Here is a 12,801-nt window from a genome sequence, read left to right as displayed (position 1 = left end):
GAGTCCGGCCCGTCTATTCCTGCAGCAGCCGCCAGATCCGGTCGCGGGAGATCGGCAGTTCGCATGGCCGCACCCCGATCGCGCGGCGCACCGCGTTCGCCAGCGCCGCGGCGACGGGGTTGAACGGCGCCTCGCTCATCGACTTCGCACCCATCGGGCCGATCGAGTCGAAGGTGTCGACGAAGTGCACCTCGGTGCGCGGCACGTCCGCGTACTGCGGGATGTGGTAGTTGCGGAGCACATTCGTCGTCACCCGGCCACACTCGTCGGTGATGAGCTCCTCGTAGAGGGCCGTGCCGAATCCCTGCGCGACGCCGCCTTCCACCTGCCCGCGGCACTGCTCCGGGTTGACGACCGTGCCGGCGTCGGCGGCCTGCACCGACTGCAGGATCCGGAGCTCGCCGGTACGCACATCCACCGCGACCCGGAAGCCCTGCACATTGAACGACAGCGACCGAGGCAACCCGCCGTGGTTGCCCTCGGCGCGCAGCGGTTCACCGGCCGCCTCGAGCAGTTCGGCGGGTGTCACCAGCACGTCCCCGGACCGCGCTCCGTCGGGTTCGAGCACGATCGTTTCGGCGTCGGTGCCGGTCAGTTCGGCAGCGAGCTTGCGGATGCGGCCGTGCAGTTCCCGCGCCGCGGCCAGCAGCGCCTTGGCGGCCACGACGGTGCCGGAGGATCCGTAGGCGCCGGTGTCGTGGGTGGTGACGTCCGTGTCGGATTGCCGGACCCGGATCCGGTCGGGGCTGGTGCCCAGTTCGGTCGCGGCGATCTGGGTGTGCACCGTGGTGGTGCCGTTGCCGAACTCTGCGGTGCCGACCCGTGCGAGATACGTTCCGTCGGAGAGCAGTTCGATTGAGGTTTCGGCGAAGTGGCCGCCGGGCGGGTTGGACGCGATCATCGACAGCGCCATGCCCTCACCGATACGCCACTGCGCTCCGGGCGGAGCCACGACGTCGTTGCCCCGCGACAGGGCGTCCTGCACGACGTCGAGGCACCGGTCGAGGCCGTAGCTGCCGAACACGAGGTCGGCGCCCTCGGGGTGCGCTCCGATCAGATCGTCGCCCGGAACCACGACGTTGCGCCGACGCAGGTCGTACGGGTCGATGCCGAGTTCCAGCGCGAGTTCGTCCATCGCCGACTCGACGGCGAAGACCACCTGCCCGAGGCCGTAGCCGCGGAACGCCCCGGACGGCCGGTTGTTCGTGTACACGGATTGGGCGTCGACACGCTTGTTCGGGCACCGGTACACCTCGACCGATTCGCCGCACCCGTGGAACATGACACTCGCCGAATGGTTTCCGTACGCGCCGCCGTCGTTGAGCACGTCGATGGCCAGCGCGGTGAGAACACCGTCGGCGTCCGCGGCGATGGTGACGTCGACGCGCATCGGGTGCCGGCACGGCGCGACCGTCAACTGGTCGCTGCGCGTGAACTCCCACTGCACGGGACGTCCGGTCCGCAGCACCGCCGCGGCGACGACGTCCTCGACCAGGATCTCCTGCTTCCCGCCGAACCCGCCGCCGATCCGCGCCGTGAACACCCGCACCCGGTCGCGTTCGAGGCCGAACACGTGGCACAGCTCGTCGCGGACGAGGAACGGCACCTGCGTGGAGCTGCGGATCACCAGGCGCCCGTCGTCGTCGATCCAGCCGATGGCGCCGTGGGTTTCGAGGTGGGTGTGCTGCACGCGCTGGGTCTGCCACCGGCCGCGCACGACCGCGGCGGCCGCGGCGATCCCGGCCTCGATGTCCCCGACCCCGCCGTGCACCTCGCCGATGAGGTTGCGGGCGGGGTCGGCAATGCGGGCGTCGGGTCCCTTGTCCGCGTGCAGCAGCGGCGCCCCGGGCGAGCGCGCCTCGTCCGGGTCGAGCACGAACGGCAGTTCCTCGTATTGGACGGCGAGCAGGCGGCAACCCTGCTGTGCGATCGCCGGCGACTCGGCAACGACCGCGGCGACGCGCTGTCCGTGGAACCGCAGCACCCGATCGAACAGGACGGTGTCGTCGGGGTCTTCGGTTCTGTTCTCGTGTCGCGCTGTCGAATACGCGATGTCGGGCGCGTCCCGATAACAGAGGACCGCGTGGACGCCCGGCAGGGCTTCGGCCGCCGTGGTGTCGATCGCCGCGATGCGGGCGTGCGCGTGCGGGCTGCCGAGCACCGCGATGTGCAACGCGCCGTCCACCACGGTGTCGAAGGTGTATTCCTCGGTGCCGGTGACCACGCGCGGACCGGCGGGCGCCGGCTGTGACCGGCCGCACGACGGTGCGGCCCCGAGGCGTTCGACGTTGGTGACACCGTGCAGGGCATCGTCGATGGACCGGTAGCCGGTGCACCGGCACAGGTTGCCCTTGAGCCGGTTCGGCAGGTCGTCGAGATCGTCGTCGGTGAATGTCGAGGCGGTGACGATCATTCCGGCGGTGCAGAATCCGCACTGGAATCCGGCGGCGTCGACGAACTTGCGCTGCACCGGGTGCAGGTTCCCGGGGGTGCCGAGCCCGGACACGGTGGTGACGACACGGCCGTCGGCGCGCTGCGCCGGGTAGAGACACGAATGCACGGCTTCGCCGTCGACGAGGACCGAGCAGGCGCCGCAGTCGCCGGCGTCGCACCCCTTCTTCACCTCGAAGTGGGCGTTCTCGCGCAGCAGGGTGCGCAGGCACTGCCCGGGCCGTGCGGGGGTGTCGATCTCACGACCGTTGACGGTGAATTTCACGACAGCTCCTCACAGATCTCACCGGCGAGCACGGTGGTGACCGCGCGCCGCCAGTCCGCGGCGCCGTGGGCATCGGTGTAGTACGCGGCGTCCGGAATCCGTTCGCGCAGTGTCGCATCCAGTTCTCGCCGGTCGGGAATCCGGTCGAGTACGAGCACGCGCGGCCGGTCCGTGGCGGCGGTGACGGACAGCGTGACTCTCCCGTCCCGGTCCTGCCGGCCGATCACGACCACACCCGACCGGCCGAGCGGGGACAACGCGATCTTCCGGAACGCGGTGCGCGCCTGCAGCGCCCGGACGGGAAGGTGAATGCTGCGCAGAACGTCCCCGGCGCCGAGGACGTTGGTGGCGATACCGGTCACGAAGTCCACCACCGGTAGCCGTCGCTCGGTGCCGTCCGCGGACCAGATGAGCACCGTGCCGTCGAGGGCGGTGGCGAGGGAGATCATGGCACCGGCGGGGAACGACAGGCACAGGTTGCCGCCGACGGTCGCGCGCTTCCAGATCTTCCACGACGCCAGCAGCGCCGACGCGCACTGCCGGAACAGGGGTGCAGCGGTCCAGATTCCGGAATCGGACAGGTCTGCGATCCGTTCGACGGTGCACGTCGCGGCGATCTCGAGACCGTCCTCGGTGACGGTGAGTGCGGGCCATTCCAACCCGGTCAGGTCCACCAGCCGGGTCAGGTGCGGTTGCGGCTCGGAGAACAGCCACGTTCCCCCGCCGACGTAGGCGGTTCCGGGACCGGCCACGAGATCGGCGCGCTCGCGGGCCACCCGATAGTCGGTGACGGTGTGCAGATCCACGGCGCTCACCCCGCTTTCGCGACGAGCACCCGATGGGCGGCGGCGACCTCGCCTGCGACGGTGTCCTCGTCCACGGTGAGGACCTCGTCGCGGCGCACCACCTCGCGGCCGTTGATCAGCAGCAGTTCGAGCGGAGGCTGCGAACCCAGCACGATCGCCGCGACGGGATCGGTGATCCCGGAATGGGCCAGCGTGTCGATCCGCCACAGCGCGAGATCGGCGAGCTTACCGACCTCGACGGATCCGATCTCGTTCTCCCGCCCCAGCACCCGGGCCCCGCCGATCGTGGCGAGTTCGAGGCTCTGGCGCACCGTCATCGCGCGGGGACCGCTGCGGGCGCGCGCGAACAGCGCCGCGTGGTGGGCTTCCTCGAGCATGCAGCACGATTCGTTGCTCGCGGCACCGTCGACGCCGAGACCGAGCGGCACCCCGGCGGCATACAAGTCGGCGGCGCGCGCGATGCCTGCGCCGAGCCGGCCGTTCGACGTCGGGCAGTGCGCGGCGCCGGTGCCGGACGCGGCGAGCACCCCGATGTCGCGGTCGTCGAGGTGCACCGCGTGCGCGTACCAGACGTCCGGGCCGGTCCAGCCGAGCGACTCCATGTACTGCACGGGGTTGCAGCCGAACCGCTCGAGGCAGAAGTCCTGTTCGTCGAGCGTCTCGGCGAGGTGTGTGTGCAGCCGCACCCCCAGGTCGCGGGCCAGCACCGCGGACTGCCGCAGCAGCTCGGTGCTGACGGAGAACGGGGAGCACGGCGCCAGCGCGATCCGCAGCATCGAATCGAACGACGGATCGTGCCACCGCTCGACCGCCTGCCGGCTGCCGTCGAGGATCGCGTCGAGGCCCTCGACGATGTGGTCCGGCGGCAGGCCCCCGGCGCTGGTGCCCAGGTCCATCGAACCGCGGCACGGATGGAACCGGATGCCGACCTCGGCGGCCGCGGCGATCTCCGCCCCGAACACGTCACCACCGTCGCGGGGCACGACGTAGTGGTGGTCGGTGCTCGTGGTGCACCCGGTCTTCGCCAGGTGCGCGAGCGCACCCTTCGCGGCGACGTGCACGGCGTCGGCGTCGATCCCCGCCCACACGGGATAGAGCGTGGTGAGCCATTCGAACAGGGTGTGGTCCACGGCGAGCCCGCGGGTGATCCACTGATACAGGTGGTGATGGGTGTTGATCAACCCGGGTGTCAGCACGCATCCGCTGCCGTCGACGATCGTGGCGCGGTCGTATCCGGCCGGTTCGCCCGCCCCGACCTCCGTGATGCGATTGCCCTCCACGACGACGTATCCGCGTCGGTGTTCGGTGCGGGCGGCGTCCATCGTGACCACGTAGGCGTCGCGGATCACGATCGACGCGGTCGACTCTTGCGGATCCATCGGTGCTGCTCCTCACCCTCGTGAACAGTTCCAGTGAACCCCCGAATCGACCGGGACATCGCGGGCAGCATCGACGAAACCGAATCGAAACAGCGGTTTCCTATTGTGCGATCGTCCAAACCCGCGGATCCGGCGGCCACGACCGCCGATCCTCGCCCGGAAGGGGTGACGATCGTGCTGCTGCAGGACGTTCTCGACGCACCCGAACTCGGTATCCGGCTGCTCCACGGCGACGCCGCGGCGCGCACCCTCCCGCTGCACCGCGCGTGCACCACCGACATGCCCGACCCGACCCGCTACGTCAGTGCCGGATCACTCGTGTTCACCGGGCTCGTGTGGCGCCGCGCACCGGAGGATTCGGAGGCGTTCGTCGCGCACCTGGCCCGCGCCGGGGTCGCGGCCGTCGCCGCCGGGGAAGCCCTGTTCGGCGAGGTACCCGCGGACGTCGTCGACGCCTGCGCCCGGCACGGATTGCCGCTGCTCGCGGTGCCCGACGATGTGCCGTTCAGCAGCGTCATCGAATTTCTCACCCGCCGGTGGTCCGGTGCCCGCATGGACCGGCTGCAGACGGGACTGGCCCGCCAGCGCAGATTGCTCGCCGCGTTCGCGGACGGTCACGCGCTCGACGAACTGCTCGCCCGGGTGTGCCGCGAATTCGACGTTCCCGCGTGGTTGTTCACCGCCACCGGCACACTCGTCGCCGGCCGCGACACGATCGGCGAACCGGTGATCGATGCGTGTTGCGCCATCGCACTGACCGCACCGCGTCTCCCGGCCGAGACTGCGGACGGTCACACGGTGCTGCCGGTCGGTGCGGCACTGCGTGACCGCACGACCGCGTGGTTTCTCGTGCTGGGAGCGGGCGCCGCCCGCAGCGAGGACTGTGTCGACGCGTTCACCGAACTGGCGACGGTCGCCGCGCTCGAGCGTGTGCGGCGCGAGGACCGGTTGCGCGCGGTGTGGGACACGGCCGACGCGCGGGGCGTCGCGGACACGGCCGGTGCGACCCACCCCGCCGGTACACCCCTCGTCGCGGTCGTCGTCGAGCGGGCACCCACCGGGACCCCCGAGCAGCGCATCGCCCTGCGCGCCGCGGTGCACGACGTTCTGCCGTCGTGCGTGACCGGTCTCGATGCGGCCGGGCGCACGGTCGCGGTGGTGGCAGGCACCGAATCCGCTGTCGTCGCCACGCTGACGCGCCGCCTCGGCCGGCTCGCACCTGCGCTCGCCGGTGCCCGGATCGTCGCGGGGGTCTCGAGCACGTGTGCCGGCGAGTCGATCGACGGGGGGATCCGCTCGGCCGAGTCCGCCGCGGCCATCGCGCGGGGGGACGCGGGGCCGGTGTCGGTGCGGGCCGCGGAACTGGATTCGGCGGTGGGTTTGCTGTCCGCGGTGCCGGACCGGGTGCGTCGCGCGTTCGCCGACCGAACCCTGGGGCGGGTCCTCGACTACGACCGGCGGACCCGGGCCGATCTGATGACGACGCTCGAGACGTTCCTGGACTGCGACGGTTCGTGGCGGCGCACCGCCGATCGGATGCACCTGCATCCCAACACCGTGCGCTACCGGATCGGGCGGGTCGAGGCGCTCACCGGGCGCAATCTCGCGCACATCGGCGACCGTCTCGACGTGTTCCTGGCGATGCGCGCCCTCGGCTGAGCTGCTGCCGGTGCGCGGTTCTGGTAGTCCGCACTACCGAAATCGCGCACGAGCGGGCGAATTCACGCGGCACCGGTGTACTCGTCCCAGGCGCTGCCGGCATCGGGGGCGTCCTCGCGTTGCACGGTCACGTGCATGAGTCCGTACGGCCGGTCGTCGGCGTGGAACACCTCGCCGCGGTTCGGGATGCCGAACCGGTCGAGGTCGAACAGGAAATGGTGCTTGTTCGGTGCCTGCAGGCGGATCTCCGCGAGATACGGGAACGCCTCGAGGACCGCGCGTCCCATCTCGAAGAGGGTCTGCTGCAACGCTTTCGATTGCAGGGCCGCGAACCGGTCGAGCATCACCTCCCGGACGCCCGCGTAGGTCCGGTCCCAGGCGGCGGCGGTGTCCGCGTAGCGCCACCGCGCGACGAGACTGGTCGCGAGAACCCGGTCGTCGGTGGGTTCGAGGACCGTGAACGGATCCTCGAGGAACCCGGCGAACCCGGATCCGGTGGACTTGAGAACCACCAGATCCTTCAACCCGGCGACGACCCATTCCCGGCGGGTGTCCCCCGCGCCGGTGACGGTGATCGCGGCGGTGCGCACCTCCGGTCCCGTGCGGGTCCACGTGTGCGGATGATCGCCGACCCGCTCCCACGGGAAGTCCTCGATTTCGATGCGCGCGGAGGACACCGGGCCGATGTCGTCGACGAAGTGCCGGGCGAGCGCGAGCCCGTAGTCCTCGACGGACCCGCCCGAATGCGTTGCGGCGTAAGCGAAGATCGTCTGCTTTTGGCTGTCGGTGGGCAGCACGGCGCGCTGGTCGCCCGCCGTGTGCGCCGCCTCGAAGTCGCCGCGCAGGCTCGACGTGACGTTCAGGTCGCGGATCTCGTGCCGGACGGTGTCGCGGTAGATGCGCACGACCCGATTCTCGGCCTTGCCGTAGCGGTTCGGACCGAGGACGATTCGGCCGGTCAACGGGTCCATGGTTCAGCTTCCCCGGTAGGTGGAGTACGCGTACGGCGACAGCAGCAACGGAACGTGGAAGTGCCTGTCTCCGTGCGGAATACGGAAGGTCACGACGACCTCCGGATAGAACGACTCGAGACCGCGCGCGTCGAAGTATCCGCCGGTGGAGAACGTCAGCGTGTAGGTGCCGGGCTCGAGCGGGACATCGCCGAACGATCCGATGCGGCCGTCGGCGTCGGTGACCCCGGATGCGAGGGGCGTGTCCCCGAGGGCGAGTGTCACCGTCACTCCGTCGGCGGGGGTGCCGGCGGTGGCGTCGAGGATGTGCGTGCTCACGGTGTTCACTCGGTGCCTCCGGTCTCCTCGGGTCCGGCCGCGCCGTCGATCAGCAGTTCCAGCCGCAGGCGGGTGATGTCGGCGAGCGCGGCACGAACCTCGCCGCGTTCGGTCGCGGCGTCGTGGTCGAGCCGCCGGTGCAGGATCCCGAGCAGTTCGCCGGCGGAGCGGCCCGCGGCACGCACGAGGTACACATGCCCGAACTTCTCCTCGTAGGCGCGGTTCCCGGCGGCGAGCGCCGCACGGACCTCGGTGGTCGCGGTCGCCACGGACGACTGCTCCCGCCGCGATGCCGCGCTGTCGCTGCGCTCCCCGATCCGGGGATGTCCGGCGAGGGCATCACCGAGTTCCAGGTCGCTCAGCGCCAGAGCGAGATCGGTCGCGGTCCGCAACAGGGCGGCACGGTCGCCGTACGGCCGGGCCGCGGCCACCCGGTGCGCCCAGGCCGGACTGCTGCAGCAGGTCTGCAGAAGAGCGACGGCGTCGTCGGCGGGCAGCGCATCGAATGTCGCACAGTCCACGGGTCCTCCGATCGGTTCCCTCTCCACCTTGACGGATCGGCGACCGCGATGGCGGAAACACCGCGACAAAGTTCACCGGGCATGCCCCGGCACGTTTTGGAGGATCAGCCAACCCGCGCCACGAGACCGGACATCTCGACGATCTGCCCCCGCAGCCAGGTGTGCGCGGGATCGGACTCGTGCACCTCGTGCCAGACCGCGAACTGCCGCACCGCCGCCAGCGGAAACGTCGGTTCGAGGATCCGGATGTCCGCGCCTCCGGCGAGTCGCGACGCCATCCGCTCCGGGAGGAGGGTGACCAGGTGGGTTTCCTCCAGGGCGTACGGAATCACCGCGACGTTCGCGGTGGTCGCGCCGGTCCGGGCGTGCACGCCGACGCGCGCGAGCGAGCGGTCGAGGTGGCTGATGCCGTCGTGGGGTGCGTACGACAGCATCGGGTAGCGAGCGAGCACCTCCGGGGTGAGCTCGGTTCCGCGGTAGGGGTGTCCGGTCCACACCGCACCGACGAACCGGTCGGAGAGCACGAGTGCGCGGCCGCATCGATCGAACTGCGGTTGCTCGAGCAGATGTTCGGGCAGGACCGCCAGATCCACGTCGTGCCGATGGAATGCGGCGAGGCCCCGACCGGTGACGGGGCGCAGGTCGAACTGCACCGCGGTCGTCCGATACCGGTCCGATTTCATCAGCACCCGGAGCAATGCGACCTCGGCGTAATCACCCGCCAGCACGGTGAATACCCGCGTGTCACGGGCCGGGTCGAATTCCGGGGGACTGAGAATCGACCGTTCGACGGTCGCCAGCACGCTGCGCAGCGGCTCGACCAACGCCAAGGCGCGAGGCGTCGGGCGCAATGAGCGTCCGTCCTTGACGAGGATCGGGTCCTCGAGCTGTCGTCGTAGCCTCGCCAGAGCGGTGCTCGTGGCGGGTTGCGACATGTGCAGGCGGCGCGCGGCCCGGGTCACGTTGCACTCGGCGAGCAGCGCGTCGAGCACTACCAGCAAGTTCAGGTCCACCCGCCGCAAATCCACCATGTCTCCCCCCAGACCTGCCCGGCTGTGAAATTCCACCGATCCTAACCTGTGCGCAATCCGGTTCAACCCATATGTCCGGAGATATAGCTGCTATTCGAATGTGCCCGGCGCCTTGCGCGCAACCTGCGCCGTTCCTACTCTGACAGCCTGAATCCCCCCGAAATCTATTTCGACATCGCCATTTTCGTGTATACCGCCGTTTCGGCCGGCGCGGTGGTGCCCGAAGATCGAAAGGAGCCGGCCCTTCCATGAGCCGCTCAGCGCGACCGTCCCGGTCCTATTCGCCGCAGAACTGGCGCCTGTGGCGCAAGGTGACGGTGGTGCTGTGTCTGCCGGTGATCGCGGCAAGCCTGTTCGGCGCGTCCCGGGTCAACCTGCTGGTGAAGGAATCCTCGCACTACTCGGCGCAGTCCGAGCAGGTGGCGATCCTTCCCGCGCTGACCGAGTACGGGACCGGTGTCGCGGGTGCCGGCGCCGCGACGATCCTGTCGCTGCCACCGGACAACGGCGCCCAGATCGCCGAGGAGGCCGACGACTCGATCATCGAGTTGCTGCGCAACGGCGACCTCGATCCCGAGATCGCGGCGCCGCTGGCCCGGGTCCTCGAGGACGGCAAACTGCTGCTCGCCAGTGCCATGTCCCGGCAGATGACCCCGCTCGCCGCCAGTGAGCGCGTCCGCGAGTTCGTTTCCCGGATGACTCACGCGTACCGGACGATCATCAACTCGTCGGCCAACCCGACGGTGCTGACCGAAGGCGACATCCTCCTCGACAGCTGGTCGATCCAGTGGGTGCTGCTCGATCAGGTCGTGGCGTTCTCGGCGCTGCGCGACCAACCCGATTCGGCGCTGCTCATGTGGAACAACGCGATGGGCACCGAGCTCGCCGAGCTGCGCGTGCTCGCCGATACGGTTCCCGACCGCGCGCCGGTGGATGCGCTCATTGCCGAGGTCGAGAACCGGCGCGCGCTGACCGCGACTCTCGACGACGCGAACGCCGATGTCGGCACGTTGCGCAACTCCCTGTTCACCGCCCTGATGGCGTACAACGAGTTCGTCGACGCCTCCGCTCAGAAGATCGTCGTCACCCTCGACGATCTCGCGTCCCGGACGCGCGCGGAATCGTGGCGTGACGGCATCGCCGTCGTCACGGTGCTCGGTCTCGCGATCGCCCTCGCCGTTGCCATGTCGATCTCGCTCGTCCGGCCGCTGCGACGCCTGCGTGACGACACGCTGCGCGCTGCCGAGCACGACCTGCCCGGCGCGATCACCAGCATCCGCGAGGGTGCCGACATCGAGGCGGTGACCCTGCCGCCCGTCGGGGTGCACACCCGGGAAGAGGTCGGTCAGGTGGCGCGCGCCGTCGACGCCATGAAGTCCGAGGCCCTGCGCCTCGCCGGTGAGCAGGCACACCTGCGGCGGCAGGTCGACGAGATGCTCGAAACCCTCGCCCGCCGCAACAAAACCCTCGTCGAACAACAGCTTTCGCTGATCGAGTCCCTCGAGTTCGAGGAGAAGGACCCGAATCGCCTGCACAGCCTGTTCTCGCTGGACCATCTGGCCGCCCGGATGCGGCGCACGGGCGATTCCCTGCTCGTCCTCGCCGGAACACGACAGCGTCTCGGCCGCATGCCCGACACCCCGCTCGGTGATGTGCTGCGGGGATCCGCGTCCCAGGTGGAGAACTACGAGCGCGTGCACATCGGGTCGGTGCCGGCCGGGAACCTCGTCGGCAGCGCCGTCGCCGACGTCGCCCATCTCGTCGCCGAACTGCTCGACAACGCGCTGCGCGCGTCACCGCCGAACAGCACGGTCAGGTTCGTGTTCTCCGGCGCCGTCGACGGCGGGATGCTCCTGGAGATCGCCGACCAAGGCATCGGGATTCCCCCCGATGATCTCGCGGACATCAACGCAAGACTGGCCTCCGACACCGAGAACGCCACCGGCGCGACCCGGCGCATGGGTCTGTTCGTGGTGGGCCGGCTCGCCGAACGACACGGCATCACCGTCCGGCTGCGCCCGACCTTCGATTCGCCGACGAACAGCGGGATCACCGCCAGCGTGTACCTGCCGCCGAAACTTCTCACGGGCACGAGTCATTTCGTCGATCCGTATCGTGTCGAGCCGCGGCGACTGCCGGACGAAGGCTGCGATCCGGTTGCCTACAGCGGTGCCGTCGAGCCGTACGACGGGGTGGTCGCCGAGAACGGCGGATCGAACCCGATGGAGCCCACGCAGCAGTGGCAGCCCGTCGGTGCCGCAACCGGTGCGGAATACCGCAACCCGTCCGAACCGTGGCCGCCGCAGAACCCCGACACCGGCCGGTGGGCCCTGCGGCGGTGAGACCGCGTCGTTGACACGGCGCCGGGTTCTGCGACCGTGGAGCCATGAGCGCACTGCGGATCGACATCCACCAGCACGTGTGGCCGGAGCCGTTCCTGGCCGCGCTGCGGGCCCGCCGGTCCACACCGCGGCTCGACGGCTGGATCCTGCACACCGGCGGGGAGCCGCCGTACCGGGTGGAGCCCGGCGATCACTCGGTCTCGGCGCGGGCCGAACTCGCCGCCGCGGACGGCATCGACCTCGCGCTGGTGTCGTTGTCGAGTCCGCTCGGTATCGAGTCGCTGCCCGCCGATCAGGCCCGGCCGCTGCTCGATGCCTATCACGAGGGGGTGCTGGCGCTGCCCCGCCCGTTCCGGGCGTGGGCGGCCGCGGGGCTCGACGATCCCGATCCGGCTGCGCTGCGTGACGTCCTCCTCGCCGGATGCGTAGGTCTGCAACTTCCCGCGAACGCGATCGCCGACGAGGCCGGGTACGAGCGTTGCGGTCCGCTGCTGACAGAACTCGAACGGCGCGACAAGCCCCTGTTCGTGCACCCCGGCCCGGACTTCGCGGGTGCAGGCGGCCCGTCGTGGTGGGCCGCGATCGTCGGGTATGTGGGGCAGATGCACGCGGCCTGGTTCGCGTGGCACGAGTACGGCGCGCCCCGGTACCCGCGGTTGCGGGTGGCGTTCGCGATGCTCGCCGGGCTCGCACCGCTGCACTCCGACCGCATCGCCGCGCGGGGCGGACCGGAGGGACTACCCGGTGCCGGCGTCTTCGTGGAGACGTCCTCGTACGGGTCGGGGATCGTCGACGCGGTGGCAGCGCGGCTCGGTGCCGACCGGATCGTGCTCGGCTCGGACCGCCCGTACGCGTCACCGCTGAGCGTCGGCGCCGGGGACCGGCGGTTGCGGATCGACAATCCCGCGACGCTGCTGGGGCCGCAATTCCCCGCGCGAAACCATTGACATGGCGAACGATCGCCGATGACATGGTCGCCATGCATCCTTCGGCGACCCCGCGACCGCGCGGGCATCATGTGGACCTCGTCCACGTCGCCGGTGGCTCCCGTTGCTGTT

10 protein-coding genes are annotated in these 12,801 nt (G+C 70.2%); 3 read left to right on the top strand and 7 right to left on the bottom strand.

The window, feature by feature from the left end; genetic code table 11:
* Positions 1 to 13: 13 nt before the first annotated feature.
* From RZ1_RS20585 to RZ1_RS20575, 3 genes are read right to left on the bottom strand one after another with little or no spacing between them, the layout of a single operon-like run.
* Positions 14 to 2,716, bottom strand: coding sequence for a molybdopterin-dependent oxidoreductase (locus tag RZ1_RS20585; RefSeq protein WP_072814375.1), 2,703 nt, complete (start codon positions 2,714 to 2,716; stop codon positions 14 to 16).
* Positions 2,713 to 3,522, bottom strand: coding sequence for an FAD binding domain-containing protein (locus RZ1_RS20580; RefSeq protein WP_072814421.1), 810 nt, complete (start codon positions 3,520 to 3,522; stop codon positions 2,713 to 2,715). Before RZ1_RS20580 ends, RZ1_RS20585 begins: the two co-directional genes overlap by 4 nt.
* Before the next feature lie 5 nt (positions 3,523 to 3,527).
* Positions 3,528 to 4,901: an 8-oxoguanine deaminase gene (locus tag RZ1_RS20575; protein WP_072814374.1), complete on the bottom strand. Its 1,374-nt coding sequence runs from the start codon at positions 4,899 to 4,901 to the stop codon at positions 3,528 to 3,530.
* A gap of 105 nt (positions 4,902 to 5,006) precedes the next feature.
* On the opposite strand from RZ1_RS20575, the gene RZ1_RS20570 reads away from it, so the two are divergent.
* Positions 5,007 to 6,560, top strand: a complete 1,554-nt coding sequence (locus RZ1_RS20570) for a helix-turn-helix domain-containing protein (protein WP_244899366.1) — start codon at positions 5,007 to 5,009, stop codon at positions 6,558 to 6,560.
* Positions 6,561 to 6,622: 62 nt separating this feature from the next.
* Here RZ1_RS20570 and pucL read toward each other — a convergent pair whose 3' ends face one another.
* The 4 genes from pucL to RZ1_RS20550 all read right to left on the bottom strand — a co-directional run bounded on the left by pucL (position 6,623) and on the right by RZ1_RS20550 (position 9,383).
* The gene (gene pucL, locus RZ1_RS20565) at positions 6,623 to 7,531 is read right to left on the bottom strand and encodes a factor-independent urate hydroxylase (protein WP_072814373.1); all 909 of its coding nucleotides are present in this window, start codon (positions 7,529 to 7,531) and stop codon (positions 6,623 to 6,625) included.
* A gap of 3 nt (positions 7,532 to 7,534) precedes the next feature.
* Positions 7,535 to 7,858, bottom strand: coding sequence for a hydroxyisourate hydrolase (gene uraH, locus RZ1_RS20560; protein ID WP_072814372.1), 324 nt, complete (start codon positions 7,856 to 7,858; stop codon positions 7,535 to 7,537).
* Positions 7,855 to 8,370, bottom strand: a complete 516-nt coding sequence (gene uraD / locus RZ1_RS20555) for a 2-oxo-4-hydroxy-4-carboxy-5-ureidoimidazoline decarboxylase (RefSeq protein WP_238071786.1) — start codon at positions 8,368 to 8,370, stop codon at positions 7,855 to 7,857. Before uraD ends, uraH begins: the two co-directional genes overlap by 4 nt.
* A 104-nt stretch (positions 8,371 to 8,474) precedes the next feature.
* The gene (locus tag RZ1_RS20550; RefSeq protein ID WP_238071785.1) at positions 8,475 to 9,383 is read right to left on the bottom strand and encodes a LysR family transcriptional regulator; all 909 of its coding nucleotides are present in this window, start codon (positions 9,381 to 9,383) and stop codon (positions 8,475 to 8,477) included.
* 266 nt (positions 9,384 to 9,649) lie between these two features.
* Here RZ1_RS20550 and RZ1_RS20545 point away from each other — a divergent pair, with 266 nt between their 5' ends.
* On the top strand, positions 9,650 to 11,743 hold the full coding sequence (locus tag RZ1_RS20545; protein WP_072814371.1) for a sensor histidine kinase: 2,094 nt from the start codon (positions 9,650 to 9,652) through the stop codon (positions 11,741 to 11,743).
* Positions 11,744 to 11,787: 44 nt separating this feature from the next.
* Complete coding sequence (locus RZ1_RS20540) at positions 11,788 to 12,690, top strand: amidohydrolase family protein (RefSeq protein ID WP_238071783.1); 903 nt, start codon at positions 11,788 to 11,790, stop codon at positions 12,688 to 12,690.
* Positions 12,691 to 12,801 lie beyond the last annotated feature (111 nt).

Origin of the sequence: Rhodococcus zopfii NBRC 100606 = JCM 9919, assembly GCF_001895025.1 — a bacterium.
GTDB classification, from domain to species: Bacteria; Actinomycetota; Actinomycetes; order Mycobacteriales; family Mycobacteriaceae; genus Rhodococcus; species Rhodococcus zopfii.
The sequence above is the reverse complement of the archived record's forward strand: the minus strand, read 5'-3'. Positions and strand labels throughout refer to the sequence as shown.

Coding starts and splice junctions, on each gene's coding strand:
- RZ1_RS20540 (WP_238071783.1), top strand. CDS start 11,788: ATGAGCGCACTGCGGATCGACATCCACCAGCACGTGTGGCCGGAGCCG.
- RZ1_RS20545 (WP_072814371.1), top strand. CDS start 9,650: ATGAGCCGCTCAGCGCGACCGTCCCGGTCCTATTCGCCGCAGAACTGG.
- pucL (WP_072814373.1), bottom strand. CDS start 7,531: ATGGACCCGTTGACCGGCCGAATCGTCCTCGGTCCGAACCGCTACGGC.
- RZ1_RS20575 (WP_072814374.1), bottom strand. CDS start 4,901: ATGGATCCGCAAGAGTCGACCGCGTCGATCGTGATCCGCGACGCCTAC.